At 70.6% G+C, this 20,341-nt stretch carries 19 protein-coding genes, 1 tRNA gene and 2 pseudogenes; 13 read left to right on the forward strand and 9 right to left on the reverse strand.

The window, feature by feature from the left end; all coding sequences use genetic code 11:
* Positions 1–3: 3 nt before the first annotated feature.
* Together QF027_RS42655 and QF027_RS42660 are read right to left on the reverse strand one after the other, a co-directional pair.
* Positions 4–183, reverse strand: a complete 180-nt coding sequence (locus QF027_RS42655) for a Gfo/Idh/MocA family oxidoreductase (protein ID WP_306973535.1) — start codon at positions 181–183, stop codon at positions 4–6.
* The gene (locus QF027_RS42660; protein WP_307080782.1) at positions 180–1,334 is read right to left on the reverse strand and encodes a Gfo/Idh/MocA family protein; all 1,155 of its coding nucleotides are present in this window, start codon (positions 1,332–1,334) and stop codon (positions 180–182) included. Before QF027_RS42660 ends, QF027_RS42655 begins: the two co-directional genes overlap by 4 nt.
* Before the next feature lie 114 nt (positions 1,335–1,448).
* Here QF027_RS42660 and QF027_RS42665 point away from each other — a divergent pair, with 114 nt between their 5' ends.
* On the forward strand, positions 1,449–2,453 hold the full coding sequence (locus QF027_RS42665) for a LacI family DNA-binding transcriptional regulator (RefSeq protein WP_307080784.1): 1,005 nt from the start codon (positions 1,449–1,451) through the stop codon (positions 2,451–2,453).
* On the opposite strand, the gene QF027_RS42670 is transcribed toward QF027_RS42665, so the two are convergent.
* A complete protein-coding gene (locus QF027_RS42670; RefSeq protein WP_306973528.1) occupies positions 2,443–2,787 on the reverse strand; it encodes a cupin domain-containing protein in 345 nt (114 codons plus the stop codon). The two genes, QF027_RS42665 and QF027_RS42670, sit on opposite strands and share 11 nt — an antisense overlap.
* 123 nt (positions 2,788–2,910) lie before the next feature.
* On the opposite strand from QF027_RS42670, the gene QF027_RS42675 reads away from it, so the two are divergent.
* Positions 2,911–3,423 (forward strand): hypothetical protein, encoded by a 513-nt coding sequence (locus QF027_RS42675; RefSeq protein WP_306986461.1) that lies wholly within the window; start codon positions 2,911–2,913, stop codon positions 3,421–3,423.
* A 442-nt stretch (positions 3,424–3,865) separates the two neighbouring features.
* Here the strand turns inward: QF027_RS42675 and QF027_RS42680 are convergent, their stop codons facing one another.
* The 3 genes from QF027_RS42680 to QF027_RS42690 form a co-directional block, all read right to left on the reverse strand.
* The gene (locus tag QF027_RS42680) at positions 3,866–5,344 is read right to left on the reverse strand and encodes an MFS transporter (protein WP_307080786.1); all 1,479 of its coding nucleotides are present in this window, start codon (positions 5,342–5,344) and stop codon (positions 3,866–3,868) included.
* A gap of 106 nt (positions 5,345–5,450) precedes the next feature.
* The gene (locus QF027_RS42685) at positions 5,451–6,755 is read right to left on the reverse strand and encodes a sensor histidine kinase (RefSeq protein ID WP_307080788.1); all 1,305 of its coding nucleotides are present in this window, start codon (positions 6,753–6,755) and stop codon (positions 5,451–5,453) included.
* 13 nt (positions 6,756–6,768) lie between these two features.
* Entirely contained in the window at positions 6,769–7,812 is a 1,044-nt protein-coding gene (locus tag QF027_RS42690; protein WP_307080790.1) for a zinc-dependent alcohol dehydrogenase, read from the reverse strand.
* Positions 7,813–8,072: 260 nt separating this feature from the next.
* On the opposite strand from QF027_RS42690, the gene QF027_RS42695 reads away from it, so the two are divergent.
* On the forward strand, positions 8,073–8,597 hold the full coding sequence (locus tag QF027_RS42695) for a MarR family winged helix-turn-helix transcriptional regulator (RefSeq protein ID WP_307080792.1): 525 nt from the start codon (positions 8,073–8,075) through the stop codon (positions 8,595–8,597).
* 30 nt (positions 8,598–8,627) lie between these two features.
* A complete protein-coding gene (locus tag QF027_RS42700) occupies positions 8,628–8,933 on the forward strand; it encodes a hypothetical protein (protein WP_307080795.1) in 306 nt (101 codons plus the stop codon).
* Between the two features lie 60 nt (positions 8,934–8,993).
* On the opposite strand, the pseudogene QF027_RS42705 reads toward QF027_RS42700, so the two are convergent.
* A pseudogene (locus tag QF027_RS42705) lies at positions 8,994–9,425 on the reverse strand (EamA family transporter); the annotation flags it as partial.
* Between QF027_RS42705 and QF027_RS42710 the strand changes: the two are divergent.
* From QF027_RS42710 to QF027_RS42740, 7 genes and pseudogenes are all read left to right on the forward strand, one after another.
* Positions 9,325–9,753: pseudogene (locus QF027_RS42710) on the forward strand (hypothetical protein); the annotation flags it as partial. The pseudogenes QF027_RS42705 and QF027_RS42710 sit on opposite strands and share 101 nt — an antisense overlap.
* A gap of 88 nt (positions 9,754–9,841) precedes the next feature.
* The gene (locus tag QF027_RS42715) at positions 9,842–10,492 is read left to right on the forward strand and encodes a GntR family transcriptional regulator (protein WP_306973516.1); all 651 of its coding nucleotides are present in this window, start codon (positions 9,842–9,844) and stop codon (positions 10,490–10,492) included.
* A 48-nt stretch (positions 10,493–10,540) separates the two neighbouring features.
* A complete protein-coding gene (locus QF027_RS42720; RefSeq protein WP_307080796.1) occupies positions 10,541–11,290 on the forward strand; it encodes a PIG-L deacetylase family protein in 750 nt (249 codons plus the stop codon).
* Positions 11,287–11,991 carry a 4-carboxy-4-hydroxy-2-oxoadipate aldolase/oxaloacetate decarboxylase gene (locus QF027_RS42725; RefSeq protein ID WP_307080798.1) on the forward strand — a complete coding sequence of 235 codons (705 nt, stop codon included), beginning with the start codon at positions 11,287–11,289 and terminating at the stop codon, positions 11,989–11,991. Before QF027_RS42720 ends, QF027_RS42725 begins: the two co-directional genes overlap by 4 nt.
* On the forward strand, positions 11,988–13,073 hold the full coding sequence (locus QF027_RS42730) for a 4-oxalomesaconate tautomerase (RefSeq protein ID WP_373432471.1): 1,086 nt from the start codon (positions 11,988–11,990) through the stop codon (positions 13,071–13,073). The genes QF027_RS42725 and QF027_RS42730 overlap by 4 nt, the downstream gene beginning before the upstream one ends.
* Positions 13,070–14,020, forward strand: a complete 951-nt coding sequence (locus tag QF027_RS42735; RefSeq protein WP_306973510.1) for a catechol 2,3-dioxygenase — start codon at positions 13,070–13,072, stop codon at positions 14,018–14,020. The genes QF027_RS42730 and QF027_RS42735 overlap by 4 nt, the downstream gene beginning before the upstream one ends.
* Before the next feature lie 114 nt (positions 14,021–14,134).
* Positions 14,135–15,460: an MFS transporter gene (locus QF027_RS42740; RefSeq protein ID WP_307080800.1), complete on the forward strand. Its 1,326-nt coding sequence runs from the start codon at positions 14,135–14,137 to the stop codon at positions 15,458–15,460.
* A 342-nt stretch (positions 15,461–15,802) separates the two neighbouring features.
* Here the strand turns inward: QF027_RS42740 and QF027_RS42745 are convergent, their stop codons facing one another.
* Entirely contained in the window at positions 15,803–16,381 is a 579-nt protein-coding gene (locus QF027_RS42745; protein ID WP_307080802.1) for a TetR/AcrR family transcriptional regulator, read from the reverse strand.
* Between the two features lie 175 nt (positions 16,382–16,556).
* Between QF027_RS42745 and QF027_RS42750 the strand changes: the two genes are divergently transcribed.
* Together QF027_RS42750 and QF027_RS42755 are read left to right on the forward strand one after the other, a co-directional pair.
* Positions 16,557–17,984 (forward strand): MFS transporter, encoded by a 1,428-nt coding sequence (locus QF027_RS42750; RefSeq protein ID WP_307080805.1) that lies wholly within the window; start codon positions 16,557–16,559, stop codon positions 17,982–17,984.
* An 83-nt stretch (positions 17,985–18,067) separates the two neighbouring features.
* Positions 18,068–18,141: transfer RNA gene (locus QF027_RS42755), tRNA-Pro, on the forward strand.
* 560 nt (positions 18,142–18,701) lie between these two features.
* Here QF027_RS42755 and QF027_RS42760 read toward each other — a convergent pair.
* Positions 18,702–20,177, reverse strand: a complete 1,476-nt coding sequence (locus QF027_RS42760) for a cellulase family glycosylhydrolase (protein WP_373432522.1) — start codon at positions 20,175–20,177, stop codon at positions 18,702–18,704.
* Between the last annotated feature and the right edge of the window lie 164 nt (positions 20,178–20,341).

Genomic DNA, 20,341 nt, shown 5'->3' on the forward strand with positions numbered 1-20,341 from the left:
CGATCAGCGCCCACGCGTCGGGGCTGACGAGCGCCCCGGCACGCCGGACGCGACGGCCCTCGCTCGCGTCCCGTCGACATCCGCCACCGCCACGGCCTCGGCCGACGGTACGAACCCGTGCAGCAGCCGCACATGATCGGCACCCATCACCCCGGCCCCGATCACCCCCACCCGCACCGTCATGCCGACACCTCCACCCACGCACCGCTTTCCGCGGACCGCGACATGGCATCCAGTACGACGGCGCTGTGCACGGCGTCCTCCACAGTGGCCCCGTACGACGTGCCCTCGGCGACCGAACGCAGGAAGCGGTACGCCTCCACGACCTTGAGGTCGTCGTAGCCCATGGCGTTGGCCGCGCCCGGCTGGAAGGCGCCGAACTCGCCGTCGCCCGGGCCGACATACACCGTGCTGACGGCCTGGTCCTGGTAGCCGGTGCCGCGGCTGATGCCCAGCTCACCCATGCGGCGGAAGTCCCAGAACACCGCGCCCTTCGTACCGTGGACCTCGAAGCCGTAGTTGTTCTGCTCGCCGACCGAGACCCGGCAGGCCTCCAGGACGCCACGGGCACCGGAGGCGAAGCGCAGCAGGCAGTTGACGTAGTCCTCGTTCTCGACGGGCCCGAGCTCTCCGGTCGCCAGGGTGTGCCCGGCGGTGGCTCCGGTGGGGCGGGCGCGCTCGGGCACGAAGATCGCGGTGTCGGCCGTGAGGGAAGCGATGTCGCCGAGCAGGAAGCGGGCCAGGTCGGCGCCGTGCGAGGCGAGGTCTCCGAGCACTCCGCTGCCGCCGCGTTCACGCTCGTAACGCCAGGTCAGGGCGCCCTGAGGGTGGGCCGCGTAGTCGCTGAAGAGCCGGACCCGGACATGGGTGACCGTGCCGATCTCCCCGGAGGCGATCAGCGCGCGGGCGGTCTCGACGGCGGGCGCGTTGCGGTAGTTGAAGCCGACCGCGCTCTGCACGCCGGCCCTGGCCGCCGCGTCGGCCACCGCACGGGCGTCCTCGGCGGTGAGGCCGACCGGCTTCTCGATCCAGATGTGTTTGCCGGCCTCGGCCATCGCGACGCCGATCTCGCGGTGCAGGAAGTTGGGCGCGGTGATGCTGACGGCCTGGACGCGCGGATCCGCGGCGACCTCGCGCCAGTCGCGGGTCGCCGAGGCGAACCCGAACTGCGCGGCCGCCTCCTCGGCCCGCCCCGGCACGTCCTCGGCGACGGTCACGAGCTCGGCGCGCAGCGGGAGCCCGGGGTAGTGGTGCGGGACACGGGCGTAGGCCTGGGTGTGCACCCGCCCCATCCAGCCGAATCCGACGACGGCGACACCGAGCGTATCGACCATGGGGGAGCCACCTTTTTGGACCGGTCCATTAGCTGTCCCGGTCACCTTGGGTGCCGTCTTCCCTCGCTGTCAACCCTTTGACAGGCGGCACCGCACCATGGAACGGTCCATGCCATGAGACCGCCGACGATCCGTGATGTGGCCGACCGGGCCGGTGTCTCGAAGTCGCTGGTCTCCCTCGTGCTGCGGGGCTCCGACCAGGTGCGCCCGGAGAAGCGGGAGGCCGTGCTGCGGGCCGTGCGCGAGCTCGGCTACCGTCCGAACGCCGCCGCCCGCAGCCTCAGCGAGCAGCGCACCCGCACGGTCGGCGTCCTCCTGAACGACCTGCGCAACCCCTGGTTCGTGGACCTGCTCGACGGTCTGAACTCCCTGCTCCACGACAACGGCCTGCGCATGCTCCTGGCCGACGCCCGTCTCAACCGCCGTACCGGACAGGATCCGGCCGGTCCCTTCCTGGACCTCGGGGTGGACGGCCTGATCGTGGTCGGCACGCTGCCCGACGCCGCCGCGCTCGGGGCGGTGGCCGAGCGGCTCCCGGTGGTCGTGGCGGGCGCGCGCGAGCCCAGGCTGCCGGGGGTGGACGTCGTCGCCAACGACGACGAGCGCGGCGCCCGTCTGGTCACCGAGCACCTGATCGGCCTCGGCCACCGCCGCGTCGCGCACATCGCGGGGTACGGGGCGGTCGGCGAGCTGCGCCGGCACAGCTTCGAGGCGACGATGCGGGCGCACGGCCTCGCGGACGAGGCGGTCGTCGAGGCGAGCGACATGACCGAGGAGGGCGGCTACCGCACGACGGTCCGGCTGCTGAGCCGCCCCGACCGGCCCACGGCCGTCTTCGCCTGCAACGACATCGCCGCGATCGGCGTGGTGTCGGCCGCGGAGGAACTCGGCCTGAGCGTCCCGCGCGACCTGTCCGTCGTCGGCTACGACAACACGAGCATCGCCCGGCTCCGCCACGTCTGGCTCACCACCGTCGACAACGCCAGCCACGAGGTCGGCCGCCGGGCCGCGCGGTGTCTGCTCGACCGGTTCGCGGGACGTGGGGGAGAGGGGCGCACGGATCTCGCCGCGCCGGTGCTGGAGATCCGGGGGACGACGGCGGGTCCGCTCACAGGTTGATCGCGTACGCCTTCCGCAGTGTCTCGTGCACGGTCCACGTCGTACGGTCGCCCGCACGCAGTACGGCCATGTCGCCCGGCCCCACCCTCAGCGTCGGCCCGCCCTCGACCTCGATGGTCGCCGACCCGCTGATCACGACGAACAGCTCGTCCGCCTCCGTGTCGGTGACGACTCCGGGCGTGATCTGCCAGATGCCGCGGATCTGTCGTCCGTCCTCCGACTCCCAGACCACCTTTCCGGTCACCTCGGGTGTCCCCGAGAGGACCTGCTCCCGTGCGAGAGGCTCGGATTCGAGCTCGGCGTCGGGGATGTGGAGTACGAAGCTGTGGTCCATGCTGCGACCCTAGCGAGGCCGTTCCCGGCCCGTGCGTCGACAGTGTGTGGAGTGTCGGCGCAGGTGGGAGGAGACCCCGTCGCGAACTGGCGGCACCTCGCGGGCCGGGTGATCGTGGAAGGCATGGTGGACACCGAGGATGCCGCGTCCCGGCCGCACCGGCACGACACACGTGAGGCCGTCCTCTTCGGCGGCGTCTACGGTTCGGTCCTGGCCTGCTCCCTGGTCGCCGCGCTCACCCAGTACGGGCACACCTCCCGGGACAGCCGCCGCTACGACACCGCGTGGCTCCTGGTCACCGCCCTCGCCTCCGCCCTCGCCCACGGTTACGCCCACTACATCGCCGAGCGTGCCACGCACCGCCGCTGGGACGTCCTGCGCGCCCTCGCCGACGAGTGGCCCCTGGTCGCGGCGGTCCTGCCGACGGCTGTCGTCCTGGCCGGCGCGGGCTGGGGCTGGTGGCCGGCGAACGGCGTCGAGTACCCGGCCTTCGCCCTCAACATCACCCTCCTGTTCACCCTGGGCCTGGTCACGGCCCGCTGGTCCCAACGCTCATGGCTCGCCGCGATCACCGTCGGTGTGATGGACGCGATGCTGGGGGTGGTGGTCGTGGTGGCGAACGCGGTGATCAAGTAAGAGGTGGGTGCGTCGGCCGAGTCCGTCAGTAGGTGGCTGCGTGGCGGGGACGGTGAGCATGCGCAGCCGCGTGCGGTCGCGGGGTACTGGCTTCGGTCCCTCCCCGGCGGGCCGATGGTCGGCAATGGCGACCACTCGGCGTTCCTGCGGCAGTGACCTGCCATGCCATGCCATGCGTGCGTGGCGCGGTGTGACACCAGCCAGGTCGGCAGGGCGAAGAGCCCGGGGCGATCGCGGGACGCCCTTCCGAGAACTCATGGCCGCCTGCGGCCGCGGCCCTCGCGAATGCCGAGTGGCCGCTGCTTCCGCGAAGGCCGAGCGGCCTCCGTTCCGAATGCCTGAGTGGTCGCCGTCCTGCAATCGGGCGCGGCCCCGTCGACGCCGAGCGGCCGCCGCCCCCACCAGGGAGCGACGGCCGGTCGGCCCGGTACAGAACCCGGGGTTACGCCTTGGCGCCGACCTCCGTCGGCTTCGTCGGTCCGTCGGACGGGGGCTGCGGGGTGGCGTGCCGCTGGCGGGGGATGAAGGTCGCTACGGCGAAGGCGAGCAGCGCCGCCCCCGCCCCGATCACCATGACGACCTTGAAGCCGTTCTCCGAGGGCAGCGCGTAGCCGCCGAAGTCGGTGGTCATCTGGGCCAGGATCACACCGGCGATGGCGCTGGCGAAGGAGGTGCCGAGGGACCGCATCAGCGTGTTGAGGCTGTTGGCGGCACCCGTCTGGGAGGGATCCACGGCGCCCATGATCAGGGCGGGCAGCGCGCCGTAGGTGAAGCCGATGCCGGCGCCGATGATGCAGGAGACCAGGACGAGGTGCCAGACCTCGGACATCAGGACGATGTTGAGCCCGTAACCCGCGGCCACGATCAGTGTGCCGATCAACAGTGTGATCTTGGGACCCTTGGCCTTGGTGAGGGCCGCGGAGACCGCGGACATCGCCATCATCACCAGACCCTGCGGGGCCAGCACCAAGCCGACGGTCAGCATGGACTTGCCGAGGCCGTAGCCGGTCTGCTCGGGCAGCTGGAGCAGCTGCGGGAGCACCAGGGACATCGCGAACATCGAGACGCCGAGGGCGATCGAGGCGAGGTTGGTGAACAGCACCTGCGGCTTGGCGGTGGTCCGCAGGTCGACCAGCGGCTGCGGGCTGCGCAGCTCCCACCAGCCCCAGGCCAGCAGGATCACGACCGCGGCGGTGCCGAGACCGAGCGTGGTGCCGCTGGTCCAGCCCCAGTCACCGCCCTTGGAGACGGCCAGTAGCAGCGAGAGCAGGCCGGCCGACAGACCCAGCGAACCCACCAGGTCGAACCGGCCCCCGGCGCGCACCTTGGACTCCGGCACGATCAGCAGGACGAGGACGAAGGCGACGACACCGAGAGTGGCGGAGACCCAGAACAGGATGTGCCAGTTCCAGTTGTCGGCGATGAACGCGGCGGAGGGCAGACCCAGGGCGCCACCGACACCGAGCGAGGCGCTCATCAGCGCGGTGGACCCGGCGAGCCGGTCGGCCGGCAGCGCATCCCGCATGATGCTGATGCCCAGCGGTACGACCGCCGCGGCCAGACCCTGCAGGGCACGTCCGACGATCATCGGGACGAGGGAGTGGGCGAGGCCGCAGACCACCGAACCGGACACCAGCAGCACGATGCTGAGCAGCAGCATCCGCCGCTTGCCGAACATGTCGCCGAGCCGTCCCACGACCGGCGTGGCCACCGCCGCGGCGAGCAGGGTGGCGGTGACCGCCCAGGCGGTGTCGGAGGGCTCCGCGTGCAGGAGCTTGGGCAGCTCCGGAACGATCGGGATGACCAGGGTCTGCATCAGCGAGACGACGATTCCGGCCAGGGCCAGGACCGCCACCACGGCGTTCGGCTTCGGCGGGGTTGACGACCCCGCTTCGGCGGGTTGGGCAAGGGCGTCGGACATGGCTGGGCCTCCGGTCGGGAACCTGTGGGTTGCTTGACTCACTCAAGTGAATCGCAATTGATTGACTTAAGCAAGTTCAATCTTGGGGTGGGCTGGACAACACGGCTCAGACGACCGCTTCCTTCGCATGACCGTCCGGGTGGTACGGCAACTCGACGACGACCTCGAAGCCGCCCTGGACGAGACGGCCCGTACGGATCCGCCCGCCCGCGGAACGGGCCCGCTCACGCATGCCGATCAGGCCGTAACCACCGCCGGGGGAGGGGGAGTCGGCGTACGCGGGGCCGTCGTTGACGACGGACACGAGGAGGACGTCGGCCCGGTAGACGAGCCGTACCTCCGCCCTGTCGACAGCCGCGTGCTTGGTGACGTTGGTGAGGGCTTCCTGGACGATGCGGTACGCCGTCAGGTCGGTACCGGCGGAGAGGAGCCTCACCGTTCCTTCGGTGGTGACGGCGACCGTGAGCCCGGCGTGCCGGAAGGAGGCGGCGAGTTCGGGCAGCCCGGCGAGCCCGGGGGTACGTTCCGATGTCCTGCCGGAGTCGGTCGTACGGTCGGCGTCGTTCCTCAACAAGCCCACGGTGGCCTTGAGTTCGCGCAGTGCCGACGAGGTGGTGGTGGCCAGCTCGACGGCGATCTTCCCGGCCTCGCCGGGCCGGGCGGGCAGCAAACGACTGACCGTGCCGGCCTGGATGTTGGCCAGGAGAAGGTGATGGGCCACCACGTCGTGCAGATCGCGGGCGATGCGCATGCGCTCGGCCGTGACCCGGTGCCCTGTCTCCTCCTCCCGGGTGCGTTCCGCGAGCTCGGCACGGATTTGCACGGCCTCCAGATAGGCGCCGCGAAGCCGGGTCGTGGTGCCGAGGGCGACGGGCAGCAGCAGCCAGGCGGCGGGCCCGAGCAGCTTGAGGACCAGTGGTTCGTCGCCGGGTCCGGCCATGAGAGCCGCCGAGATCAGGCAGACGACGCTCGCGAGGGCGAAGGTGTTGGCGGTCCTGCGGTCCGTGCGCAGGGCCAGGTAGTAGAGGGCGGTCATGAGAGGGCCGAGCAGCAGGACGGTGAGGACGTAGCCGAAGGCGGACACGACGGTCGCGCACGCCATGGCCACGGCCGTCGTGGCACGGGGACGGTTCCGGCGCCACAGCAGTGCGACGCACGCCAGTCCGGTCAGCAGGACACCGGGCCACCAGGCGACCGCGGGGCCGCTGCCCGGCAGGGTGACGAGGCTCCCGGGGAAGGAGCAGGCGAAGAGACCGAGGGGGAGCGCCGTGTCGCCGAGGCGCGGACGGCGGCGGAAGAGGTTGTCGCTCATGGGGTGGGAGTCCCTGTCGATGCCGTGCATCCCCACGCCCTGAAGGGGCGCGGGAACCGCGCGAGCGGCCACGGCGAAGGCGCGGACGCCGGACGGCACGGTGGGGCACTTTTCAGAGGTGTGAAACTTCGTCGAAGGTGACGACGACCTTCTCCGCGGCCCCGGGAGTCAGCGCGAGCTCAAACGCACGGCCGACCTCGGAGAACGGCACCCGGTGACTGATCAGCTTCGCGAACCGCTCCCGGTGCTCCACCAGCTCCGCCGTGACCTCGAAGATCTCCGTCGGATACCCCTGCGACGCGACGAGCGTCAACTCACTGCGCAGCATGCCGCCGAGATCCACCTCGCCCTTCTTCTGTACGGCGACCATGACGAACTTGGCGTGCCACTTGGCGTTGGCGATCACGGCGTCGAAGACCGCCGGCGCCCCCGCGGCGTCGATGTAGACGTCGGTGCCGGTCCGCGGCTGCCCGTGCGCGTTCGCGGCCTCGCCGTGCAGCTCCTTCAGCCGCCCCGTGAGGTCCTCCGTGGCGGAGTCGACGACCGCGTCGGCGCCGACCGCCAGCGCGGTCTCCAGGCGCTCGGGGATGACGTCGACCACGGTCACGTGTTCCACCCCGCCCAGCTTCAGCCAGATCGTGGCGCCCAGACCGATCGGTCCGGCGCCGAACACGACCACCTTGTCCGTGGGCTTCGCCTCGGAGCGGTTGACGGCGTGCCGGGCGACCGCCATCGGCTCGTTGAGGGAGGCGACGTCGAAGGGCATGTCATCGGGGAAGACGGCGACGCTCCTGCCGACCTCGGCGTTCTCGATGAGCAAGTACTCGTCCATGCCGCCCAGTTCGCCACCGCAGCCGATGATGCCGGTGGGCGCGCCCTGCGGGTTGACGACGACCCGGTTGCCGACCGCGAGACCTCTGACCTCGGCGCCCACCTCGACGACCTCACCGGCCGGCTCGTGGCTGAGCGGGATGGCCCGCATCGCCCCGTCCGCACCGGAGGGCATGCCGCCCAGGTGCAGGAAGAAGGTGTCCGTGCCGCAGATCCCGCAGGCCCGGATCCGCACGAGGGCGTCCTTGGGGCCGGGCACGGGCCGCTCGACGTCCACCACGTCGACCTTGTCCTTCGCGGCGTGGACGGACTTCATCGTGGCCATGGGGTGTCTCACTTTCTGGAGGGATGCTGAGGGGTTCGTGTCGCCGGGCCCGGCGACGGACAGGGGGGAGTCGGTCCGCCCGCCGGGCCCGGAGACCGCGCCGTTCCCCGTCCCCACGGGTCGGGCGCGTGGGCCCGCTCCGCTCGAGGCGGACCCGTCCGGGTCGTCTTGCTTGACTTAGGCAAGCACAGGCGAGTTACTTAAGTCAAGCAATCAATTGCATATTGCTTAAGTTAGGCAACTACCCTAGGGATGGCGCCATGTCCGCACAGAATCCCGCGCCGGCGGCAGGCGTGTCGGCGACCGTGGTCGAGATCGAGTACGTCCTCAGCCGCATGACCTATGTGGCCGGGAGAACCCGGCAGCACGAGCGGCTGATGGCGGCGGCCGGGCTCGACCTGGACCGGGCCGCCGTGGCGATCCTGCGGAACATCGCGGCCAGTGACCCGGTGCGCCCGGGGGTGCTGGCGGTCCGGCTGTCCGTGGAGGCCTCCCATGTCACCCGGCAGCTGCGGCAGCTGGAGCGGATCGGGTACGTCGTGCGGGTCGCCGATCCGGACGACCGCAGGGCCCAGCTCGTGCAACTCACGGACGCGGGCCTCGCGGCGGTGGAGCACATTCGGGACGCGAGCCGCCGGGGCGTCGAACTGGCCCTTGCCGACTGGACCCCCGACGAACTGGAACGGTTCGCCACGCTCTTCCGGCGGCTGGTCCACGACTTCGTCGCCCACACCGAGACCCCGCTCGACCTCCCCGCCCGCGTCTCTGTCGCGAGCCCCCCGTGAACGGTCCTGCCATGTACGTGAACGTCGTCGATGAGTACCGGTCGCCGCCCCGCGGCAACGGACGGCACGTCCTGGTCGTCGTCGGCGCCCCCCCGCGAGACCGAACTGCTCTCCACCGCCTCGGGGTTGGCCGGCCACCGGGTCGGCACGGCGGACACCGGCGCCGAGGCCGTGGCCCGCCTCACCCGGGACCGGTTCGGCCTGTTCGTCCTGGCGGCCCGCACGGCCTGCCGCGACCGACGCCGGCGGGCGACGGTAGGCCTCGTCAGGGGTGAACACACAGGCTCGCAGGGACAGTCCGCCGCCGTGATCCAGGCGGCCGTCGGCCCTGCGTGACGTGCGCGCGGGGACCAAGAGCGCGCTCGCCGGCCGCCATGCCCGGGTCCGCCCGAAACCTCACCCGCGCGCGGGACCGTCCCGGATTTCTCGCGACGCGAGGATGCCGATCGCGTTCGCCGGCACGACGGCCGTCATCGCCGCCCACTCCGTCCAGTCGAGGCGCTGTCCGGGCGCGACCCACCCGACCGTGGCCGCCAGGACGGGGTCGACGCTCATGAACAGCCCGGAGGTCGCCGCAGGCACCCGCCGCAGAGTGAAAAGGTCGGCGGGACAAGGCACCGCCGACGACAGCACCCCGGCGGCCACGGCACACCCGGCTGCCGTGAGCGTCGGCGGCTGCCGTACGGCGACCAGGACCCCGACCGGCAGGAACAGCAGGGCGGACACCGCGGCCGCGGCCGCCGACCCCTGCGCTCCGGGCAGCCGCCGGCCGACCGTGCGGTTGAGCAGGATGTACGAGGCCCGGCAGACCGCTGCCAACAGACCGAGAACCCTGCTCGTGGACCGCCGTACCGGGAACACGACCCGGCAGCTGTGGCCCGAGGGGGACCGTCCCGCCGTACGGGAGACACAGGACGTGGACGACTGGCTCACCGTGATCCCCACGGGGCGGTGCGTCGGGATGACGGCGGAGTCGACCGCCCACCGGTATCCGCGGCCCGGTGTCGTCTACCGGCCGGTGCGGGACGCCGAGCCGATCGCCGTGCGGCTGGCCTGGTGGCGGGACGATCCCCACTCGGCCGCCCGGGCCGTAGGGGAACTGCTCACCTGGATCGGGGTGGCTGAGACCCGCACGTATGGATGTGCGCGGCCGTAGTCATGTGTGCGATACGGCGGACAAAATTGTTGACAATCTTGTCTGGCTAGATTTAGCTTCGACAGGCACTCACTCAGGGAGGGCAGCGATGCCGAAAGAAGCCCGTCCGAGCACCGGGGAGCAGGCCAAACAGCATGCGCTCGCGCAGCTGCGGCAGGCGATCCTGCACGGCGAGATGGCACCGGCGCAGCGGCTGGTGGAGAACGAGCTCGCCGAGCAGTTCGGTGTGACACGGGCCAGCATCCGGGCCGCACTCATCGATCTGGAGGCCCAGGGTCTCGTCGAGCGGATCCGCAACCGGGGTTCCCGGGTGCGGGTGGTGACCGTCGAGGAGGCGGTCGCCATCACCGAGTGCCGCATGGTCCTCGAAGGACTGTGCGCGGCCAAGGCGGCGACCCTGGCCAGTGACGAGCAGCTCGCCGAGCTGACCGAACTGGGCACGGCGATGACCAAGGCCGTGGCCGACGGCGAGCCGATGACCTACTCCGAGCTCAACCAGGAGCTGCACGCCAGGGTGCGGGAGTTCTCGGGCCAGCGGACCGCCGTGGATCTGCTGGAGCGGCTGAACGCTCAACTGGTGCGTCACCGGTTCCAGTTGGCGCTGCGGCCGGGACGCCCGCAGCACTCCCTGAGCGAGCATCTGGCGATGATCGAGGCGATCAGGGCCAGGGACCCGCAGGCGGCCGAGAAGGCCGTCCGCGCCCACCTCACCAGCGTGATCGAGGCGCTGCGCGACTGAGCCGCGCGAGGCGGGCGCGAACCTGTCCACTTCAAGGAGATGTCCGTAATGACGCAGTCAGGCGCGCCCGTCCGTCCACGTTCGACACTGGTGATCACCGCGCATGCCGGGGACTTCGTGTGGCGGGCGGGCGGAGCCATCGCCCTGGCCGCCTCCCGGGGCGAGAAGGTCACCATCGCCTGTCTGACCTTCGGTGAACGCGGGGAGTCCGCCAAGGCCTGGCGCGAGGGCAGAAAACTCGACGAGATCAAGGCGATACGCCGGGACGAGGCCGAGCGCGCCGCCGCGACCCTCGGCGCCGAGGTGCGCTTCTTCGACGCCGGTGACTACCCGCTGGTCGCCACCGCCGAGTTGACCGACAAGCTCGTCGGGGTCTACCGGGCCGTCCAGCCCGACGTCGTGCTCACCCACCCGGTCGAGGACCCGTACAACGGCGACCACCCGGCCGCCAACCGTATGGCCCTGGAGGCCCGGATCCTGGCGCAGGCCATCGGCTACCCGGGCGAGGGCGAGATCATCGGCGCCCCGCCGGTCTTCTACTTCGAGCCCCACCAGCCCGAGATGAGCGGCTTCAAGCCCGAGGTGCTCCTCGACATCACCGAGGTCTGGGAGACCAAGCGCAAGGCCATGGAGTGCCTCGGCGCCCAGCAGCACCTGTGGGACTACTACACCGACCTCGCCGTCCGCCGGGGCGTCCAGCTCAAGCGCAACGCGGGCCCGAACCTGGGTCTGGCCCACAAGACCATGGCCGAGGCGTACATGCGCCCCTACCCGCAGATCGCGAAGGAGCTGGCGTGATGGGCGTGATCGTCACCAACCCGCCGAAGGCGGGCCTGAAGGACGTCGACGCGCTGGCGCAGTACGGCGTGGCCACCGTCAGCGAGGCGATGGGCCGAACCGGCCTGCTGGGCCCGGCCGTTCGCCCCGTCCAGCAGGGCGTGCGCGTCGCGGGCACGGCTGTCACCGTGCTCAGCTGGCCCGGCGACAACCTCATGATCCACGCGGCCGTCGAGCAGTGCGGCGAGGGCGACATCCTCGTCGTCACCACCACCTCGCCGTGCACGGACGGCCTGTTCGGCGAGCTGTTCGCGACCGCTCTCAAGCAGCGCGGGGTGCGCGGGGTCGTCACCAACACCGGCATCCGCGACACCCAGGAGCTGCGCGACATGGGCTTCGCCGCCTGGTCCCGGGCGGTCTCCTCGCAGGGCACGGTCAAGGCCACGGGCGGCTCGGTCAACGTGCCGATCGCCATCGACGGCCAGGTGATCCGCCCGGGCGACGTGATCCTCGCCGATGACGACGGTGTCGTGGTCGTCCCCCGCGAGCGTGCCCGCGAGACGATCGAGAGGTCCGAGGCCCGCGAGGCCAAGGAGGCCGCCACCCGCGCCGCCTTCCTCGAAGGCCAACTCGGCCTGGACCGCTATGGGTTGCGGGAGACGCTGAAGAGGCTCGGCGTGGAGTACCGGACGTACGAGGAGTACGAGGGGGAGCGGCCGTGACCGAGGGGGTGCCCTGCCTGCTGATGCGGGGCGGCACGTCCAAGGGCGCCTACTTCCTCGCCGACGACCTGCCCGCCGAACCCGCCCTGCGCGACGACCTGTTGCTGCGGATCATGGGCAGCCCGGACGAACGGCAGATCGATGGCCTGGGCGGCGCGCACCCGCTCACCAGCAAGGTCGCCGTGATCTCCCCGTCCGCCGACCCGGAGGCCGACGTCGACTACCTCTTCCTCCAAGTCGTGGTCGACCGGCCGGAGGTGAGCGACCGGCAGAACTGCGGGAACATCCTCGCCGGTGTCGGCCCGTTCGCCGTCGAGCGCGGACTCGTCCCGGCGGGGGAGCGGGAGACCTCGGTCCGGATCCGCATGGTCAACACCGGCGACCACGCGACGGCGACCTTCCCGACCCCAGGGGGCCGGGTGCGGTACACGGGGGACGCCGAGATCTCGGGCGTGCCGGGGACGGCCGCGCCCGTGGTGATCGAGTTCCCGCCGGGCGCCGGGGAGTTGCTGCCCACCGGCAAGGCCGTCGACGTCATCGACGGTGTCGAGGTGACCTGCGTGAACAACGGCATGCCGACCGTCCTGATCGCGGCGACCTCGCTCAAGGTCACCGGCTACGAGCTGCCCCGGGACCTGGAGGAGGACCTCGCCCTCGCCGAACGGCTGCGCTCCATACGCCTGGCGGCGGGCCGCCTGATGGGCCTCGGGGACGTGTCCGACGCCACCGTCCCCAAGATCACGCTGCTCGCCCCACCGCGCGACGGCGGTGCGGTCACCACCCGCACCTTCATCCCGGTGCGCTGTCACACCTCCATCGGAGTCCTGGGTGCGGCCAGTGTGGCCGCGGGCCTGCGGATCGAGGGCGGTGTGGGCGCCGGCCTCGCGGCGATCGATCCCGGGAGCGACCGCGTCCGCATAGAACACCCCACGGGATTCCTGGACATCGAGAGCAGCCTGGCCGCCACCCCCGGCGGCCCCCCCTCCGCCCGGCGCACCGCCGTGGTCCGTACGGCCCGCAAGATCTTCGACGGCACCGTCTTCCCCCGGGCCGTCGACCGACCCACAGGAGGTCACCGATGACTCCGCCGCTCGGCGACATCGCCCACATCGGCCACACCCAGCTCTTCACTCCGGACCTGGACGCCAGCGTCGCCTTCTTCACCGACTACCTGGGCCTGACGGTCAACGGCCAGGACGGCGACACGGTGTACCTGCGGACCTACGACGACTACGAGCACCACAGCCTGGTGCTCACCGCCCGTGACCGGCCCGGACTCGGCAGGCTCGCCCTGCGCACCGCCGGCGAGGAGGCACTTCACCGCCGTATCAAGGCGGTTGAGGAGTCGGGCGGCACGGGCAGGTGGGTCGAGGACGAACCTGGTCTGGGCAAGCTGTACGTCACCACCGACCCGGACGGCCACGAGCACGCCCTCTACTGGGAGAGCGAGTACTACCGGGCTCCCGAGGAACTCCGACCGGCGCTGAAGAACCAGCCGCAGGCCAAGCCCAACAGGGGAGTGGGCGTACGGCGGTTGGATCACATCAACTTCCTCGCCGCCGACGTGCTCGCCAACGCCGAGTTCCAGCAACACGTCCTCGGCGCCCGGCCCACCGAACAGATCCGGCTGGACAGCGGGAAGATCGCGGCGCGCTGGCTGACGTACACGAACAAGTCGTACGACGTCGTCTACACCTCGGACTGGACCGGCAGCGAGGGACGGCTGCACCACATCGCCTTCGCGACCGACACCCGCGAGGACATCCTGCGCGCGGCCGATCTCGCCATCGACACCGGCGTGTTCATCGAGACGGGCCCCCACAAGCACGCCATCCAGCAGACGTTCTTCCTGTACGTCTACGAGCCCGGCGGCAACCGCATCGAGCTGTGCAACCCGCTCACCCGGCTGGTGCTGGCGCCCGACTGGCCGCTCGTCACCTGGACCGAGGACGAGCGGAAGAAGGGGCAGGCCTGGGGGCTGAAGACCATCGAGTCGTTCCACACGCACGGGACGCCGCCGGTCGGCTGAGGCGTTCGGAGCCACCCCTGACATCGATTGTCGATGAGATTGTTGACAAAACCGTTGACTCTTCGAGGGTGGCTCCTTAGCGTCTTGCGCACCACGTACGAGAGGTAACCAACGATGTCCTCCTCCCCCTCCCCGCTCCGGTCGGCCCGCGGCGGCAGACTGGCCCTCCTGGTCGTCGGTCTGTGCTGGCTGGCCGTGCTCTTCGACGGTCTCGACATGTTCATCTACGGCTCGGTGCTGCCACACCTGCTGGAGACCAGGACCTTCGGCCTCACCGCGGACCAGGCCGGCGACCTCGGCAGCTACGCCACCTTCGGCATGCTGGTCGGCGCCCTCGTCGCCGGCACGGTCGCCGACCGGATCGGGCGCAAGAAGCTGATGGTCTCCTGCGTGGTCCTCTTCTCGCTGGCCTCCGGCGTGTGCGCGCTGGCCGACAGCGTCACGGTCTTCGGCCTCGGCCGGACCCTGGCGGGCGTCGGCCTCGGCGGCCTGCTGCCCACCGCGATCAGCATGGTCTCGGACTACGCCCCGCGCGGCCGCGGCGCCATCGTCATCGGCCTGCTGATGACCGCCCACCACGCCGGCGGCATCCTCTCCGCCTACGTCGCCAAGTGGCTCATCGACCCGGTCGGCTGGCGTGCCGCCTTCTGGGTCTGCGTGCTCCCGCTGCTCTTCGCCCCGGTGCTGGCGAAGCTGCTGCCCGAATCGCTGAGCTTCCTGCTCGCCAAGGGCCGCGGCGAGGAGGCCAAGGCGCTGGCCGAGCGGTACGACGTCGAGGTGCCGGCCACCAGGACCGGCGGCGCCGGTGACCGCTGGACCAACCTGGCCAACCTCTTCCGCGGCAACGAGTGGATCCAGACCCTGCTCTACTGGGTGGCCTCCTTCGGCGGTCTGCTCCTCGTCTACGGCGTCGCCACCTGGCTGCCCACCCTGATGCGGGCCGAGGGCTACGAGCTGGGCTCCGCCCTGTCCTTCGTGGTCGTCTTCAACCTCGGCGGCATCGTGGGCATGCTCGTCGCGGGCCGGGCCGCCGACCGCTTCGGCGCGCCGCGCATCTCCGCGCTCTGGTTCGCGCTCACCGCCGCCGGTGTCTTCCTGCTGAGCGTCCACATGGACATGACCGTGACGATGATCGTCGTCTTCTTCACGGGCGTCTTCCTCAACAGCGCCCAGACGATGATCTACGCGACGGTCTCGATCCGCTCCGACGCGGACAACCGCGCCACCGCGGTCGGCTGGACCTCCGGCATGGGCCGCTTCGGCGCCGTCTTCGGTCCGTGGCTCGGCGGCCAACTCCTCGCCTCGGGCAACGGCGACTGGGGCTTCACCGCCTTCGCCATCGCCGGTCTGTCGTCCATGGTCTTCATCGGCATCGCCGCCCTGCGCAGCTCCCGGCAGACGGTCACTGACCGCGAGCGGGAACTGGTCGCCACACACTGACCCGACCTGCCGCCCCAGGGGCGGGGACGAACGCCGGCCACCGCGAGGACGCGGAAGCCGGCGTTCGGCGCAGACGCTCCGGCGGCGGTGCCGCTCGGGGCCGTCCAGCGTCCGCCGCGGCGTCAGCCGTGCCGGTCTCGGTGAACGTCCGGGTGCATGGCCCGAGGAGTGGACCCACAGGATGCGCAGCGGGGTGCTGCCGATGCTGCGGAACAGGGGGGACGGGGGAGGAGACGCAAGTGATGCCGTACTGCTCCAGCGGCACGCCTCTCCCGGAGGGCGCGACCGCCACGGAGGACGGTAATGCGACAGGTCGCCCCGAGTTCCCGGGCGCGCCCCTGTTCAGCGCGCCGCGCGCACCCCGTCCAGCGCGATCGACAACACCCGATCGCGCTGGACGTCGTCGTCGAAGGCCGTTGCCGTGATGCCGGCGACCATCCGCAACAGGTCCACGAAGTCCATGTCCCGCCGCGCCTGGCCCGCCTCCTGCGCCCGCTCGAACAACGGCCCGCCCGCCGCGTACATCGACTCCCGGCAGGCCGCGAAGATCTCCGACTCGTCGTTGAGGGCCTCGCGGACGGCCCGCTTGGTCACCATGTAGCCGGCGAACCGGTCGAGCCAGGCCGTGAGGGCCTGCCAGGGCTCCTGGTCGGCGAGTTCCCTGGCCACCTGCACCAGGGTGTTCACCTCGTCCGCGTAGACCGTCTCGAAGAGATGGCGGCGGGTGGGGAAGTTCCGGTACAGCGTGCCGATGCCCACGCCCGCCCGGCGCGCGATGTCCTCCAGGGAGGCCTCCGCCCCGTGCTCTGCGAACGCCTCGCGGGCGGCGGCCAGCAGGGCGTCGTAGTTGCGGGCGGCGTCCTTCCGGTGGGGTCGGCGGGACGCGACGATCTCGGTGACGGGGAACGACGGGGCGGTCACGGATGCCTCCCGGGAAGGAAACGGAGGTGCACCTCCGGTACAGGTTGAAGCGGAGGCCTGCCTCCGCTAGAGTGGAGGCGTACCTCCACTTTAGCAGTCGAGGTACCTCCATCGTCCTTTCCGCGACCGCTTCCCACGAGGCTCCGGCCGCACTCTGTGTTCGGAGAGGCTCTTCATGCCCCGCAAGTCCACCCGTCTCACCTTCGCGGTCCTCGCGACCGGCGCCGGCGTGTTCTCCATGCTCCAGTCGCTGATCGCGCCGGCCCTGCCGACCGTCCAGCACGCGCTGCACACCTCGCAGTCCACCGCGACCTGGGTGATGACCGCGTATCTGCTGTCCGCCTCGGTCTTCACGCCGATCCTCGGCCGCGTCGGCGACCTGATCGGCAAGAAGCGCACGCTCGTCGCCGTCCTCGTGACCGTGGCGGTCGGCTGTCTCCTCGCCGCGCTCGCGCCGAGCATCGGCGTACTCATCGTCGCCCGGGTCGTCCAGGGTGTCGGCGGCGCCCTCTTCCCGCTCTCCTTCGGCATCATCCGGGACGAGTTCGCCGCGTCCGAGGTGAGCGGCTCCATCAGCAACCTCTCCGCCGTGATCGCCGCCGGCGGTGGCGTCGGCATGGTCGCGGCCGGTCCCATCGTGACCGCGCTCGACTACCGCTGGCTGTTCTGGATCCCGGTCGCCATCGTGATCGCCGCCACGCTCATCGCCGTACGGTATGTGCCCGAGTCGCCCAACAGGGCGAAGGGGAACGTCAATTGGCTCGGCGCCGTCCTGCTGTCCGCGTGGCTGGTCGCGCTGCTGCTGCCGCTCAGCCAGGCGGGCACGTGGGGCTGGGGCTCGGCCCGGGTGCTCGGTCTGTTCGGCGCGGCCGTCGTGCTGTTCGCGCTGTGGCTGTACTCCGAGGCCCGCTCCCGCAGCCCGCTGATCGACCTGAAGGTGATGCGCCTGCCGGCCGTCCGGACCACCAACGCCGCGGCCCTGCTCTTCGGTGCCGGGATGTACTCGATCTGGTCCTTCCTGCCGGGCTTCGTCCAGACGCCGTCGTCGGCCGGGTACGGCTTCGGCGCGAGCGTCACCGCCGCTGGCCTGCTCATGCTGCCGATGCTGGTGGCGATGTTCTTCTCCGGTGTGCTCAGCGGCCGTCTGGAGCCCGTCGTCGGCGCCAAGTCCCTTTTGGTGACCGGTGCCGCGCTGGGCGCGGTGGCGTGCGGCTTCCTCGCCCTCTGGCACGACGAGCAGTGGCAGATCGCCGTGGTCGCAGGCCTGTTCGGCCTCGGCATCGGGCTTGCCTTCGCCTCCATGGCCAACCTGATCGTGGGCAGCGTCCCGGCCGACCAGACCGGCGCCGCGACCGGTATGAACGCCAACATCCGCACCATCGGCGGCTCCATCGGCGCGGCCGTCACCGGCGTCCTGGTCACGGGGCATCTGCAGCCCTCGGGACTGCCGTACGAGTCCGGCTACACCCACGGCTTCACCCTGCTGGCGGTGCTGTGCCTGGCGGCGGCGCTGGCGGCCCTGCTGGTTCCGGTACGGCGGGCCGGGCGCCGGATCGTCACCGGGACCACGGAGCTTCGCGAGCCGGTCGCCACCCGGGGCTGACCTTCCGCGCCAGTCGTTCCGGCCGTGCGTGTGAGGTAGGGTCTACCTGCGCGATCACACGGAACATCCGTGGGAGACGCGGCCGGGACGTGGCGCAGCTTGGTAGCGCACTTGACTGGGGGTCAAGGGGTCGCAGGTTCAAATCCTGTCGTCCCGACTGGAGACGGTCGCAGGTCAGGGCCGGTTTCGGAGGTTTCCGAAACCGGCCCTTGATCATTTGTGGGGACCAGTTTGGGACCGCGCACGGTCCAGATCCATTGGCTGGTGTCGATATCTCCGACGCGGCAGCCTGAGACCTCGCCTATCCGGGCGGCGGTGCAGGCGGCGAAGGGGACGACATCTCCCCAGCCGCGGTAGTGGTCGCCAGCCGGGCGACCGGGCGGGTTTGACCTTGACGATGCCGTCACGGGTGGCCTGGAGCCGGTCGCCAAGCGCTCGTGACCTGCACTGTCAAGCAGATCCTCCGCCTGCACGCACGAGGAATCCTGTCGGACAAGGGCGAATGGGCATCCGGCTGGTGCGGGACGCTCCGATGCCGGCCGCCGACCGGTTTCACACCTGGAGTCCGGGAGCCGGCGACTCCCCTGTGGGCTGCGGTTCGAGCACCTCGCCACACTCACACTCGTGGTGGTCGAAAGCCGCCCGGGCCGAGTTGTGCCGTTGGGGCATCCGGCCGGGGCGGCGTCGAACGCGGCTGGGCAGCCGCTGGGTGCGCGGTTACGGGGTCGTGTAGGGGTCCTGGCTGATCAGGTGGGCCTTCAGACCCTCGCCGACGCCAGGCTCCGGGGTTCCGGCCCAGTCCTTGATGAGTACGGCGCCGGTGCTGCAGCCCCACGGGTTCCACGTCCACGCGAGATAACCCATGTTGTGCGCGTCGGCCCAGTCGACCAGCCGCTGCATGTAGTCGAAGCCGCAGTTGTCCTGGCCGAACTCACCGATGACGACCGGCACTTGTTGCGCGAGCGGCGCGACCTGGCTGTCCCAGCAGGATTCGGTCGCGCAGGCGTTGAAGCTGTAGGAGTGCCAGGACGCGGCGAGGTTGTTCAGTGGGTCGGTCGGCTTGTACGTCAGCCACTCCCGCATGTCGTTGGCCCACTCCAGGCCACCCAGCATGAGGACGTTGGTCGCGCCGGTGGCCCGAACAGCGTCGACCAGGTCCTGCATGCCGGCGGTTTCATAGGGAAGGCCGGTGCAGGTGCCGCCGTCTCGCCAGCACGTCCAGCCGAGGGTCTTGTCCCAGTTGCTGGCGATCTCCGGGTACGGCTCGTTGAACAGATCGAAGACGACGGCGTCGTTGCCCTTGAACGCGTTGGCGACACCGGTCCAGAACTGGGGGGCGTACTGCGCGTCCGGCATCGGTTTCTGGCAGGTCGCGGTGGCGTCCTTGCAGTGCCAGTCCGGCCCGTTGGTGTAGGCACCCCGGGTCCAGTGCAGGTCGAGGATCGGGGTGATGCCGTTGGCCACCAGTAGGTTGACGTAGTCCTTGACGCCCTGCTGGTAGGTGGCTCCACTGGGCGAGCCGTTGATACCGAGCCAGCATTCCTCGTTCAACGGCACGCGTACCGCGTGGATGTTCCAGGTCTTCATCGCGTCGACGGACGCCTGGTCGACCGGGCCGCTGTCCCATAGCCCCTTGCCCTGCACACAAGCGTATTCACCGCTGGAGCGGTCCACACCCAGCAGCCGGTACTGCTTGCCGCTCGCGGTGACGATCTTGTTACCGGAAACCTTCAGCTCCGGGGCCGGATCACTGGGACCGCTGGTCGGAGTGGTGGTGGGGCTGGGGGACGGGGATGTCACCGAGCCGGTACAGGTCACGCCGTTGAGCGCAACCGATGCGGGTTCCGGATTGAGGCCCTTCCACGCACCGGTGAACCCGATGGAAGCAGACCTGCCCGTATCCAGCGCTCCGTTCCAGTCGAGGCTGGTGGCGGACACGCGGGTTCCGGACTGTGTCCACGTGGCACTCCAGCCGTTGGTGACCTTCTGGTCGGAGTTCGGGAAGTCGAACGTCGCGGTCCACCCTCGCACGGGGGAGCCGAGATTTGTGATGGCCAGGTTCGCGGTGAACCCTCCCGGCCATTCGCTCTGCACCTTGTACGCGATCGAGCAGCCGGTGGCGGCTGCCGATGCGGGCAGGGTGGCGAAGGCGAGGCCACCCAGGATCAGTGCACCGGCGGCACCGGTGGCCATTAAGGCGTGACGACGTTTCACTTGATCTCCTCGTTGCCGTAAGTGATCGATGAGCTCGATCCCAGCTGATCGACGAGCTGGTGAGCCGGGCCCAGGCCGAGGGCCTGCAGCTGACCGGTCCACCAGGCGGGTACTGCGTGCCGTACGGATCAAGGAATCAACAA

This window comes from Streptomyces canus (assembly GCF_030816965.1).
GTDB lineage: Bacteria > Actinomycetota > Actinomycetes > Streptomycetales > Streptomycetaceae > Streptomyces > Streptomyces canus_E.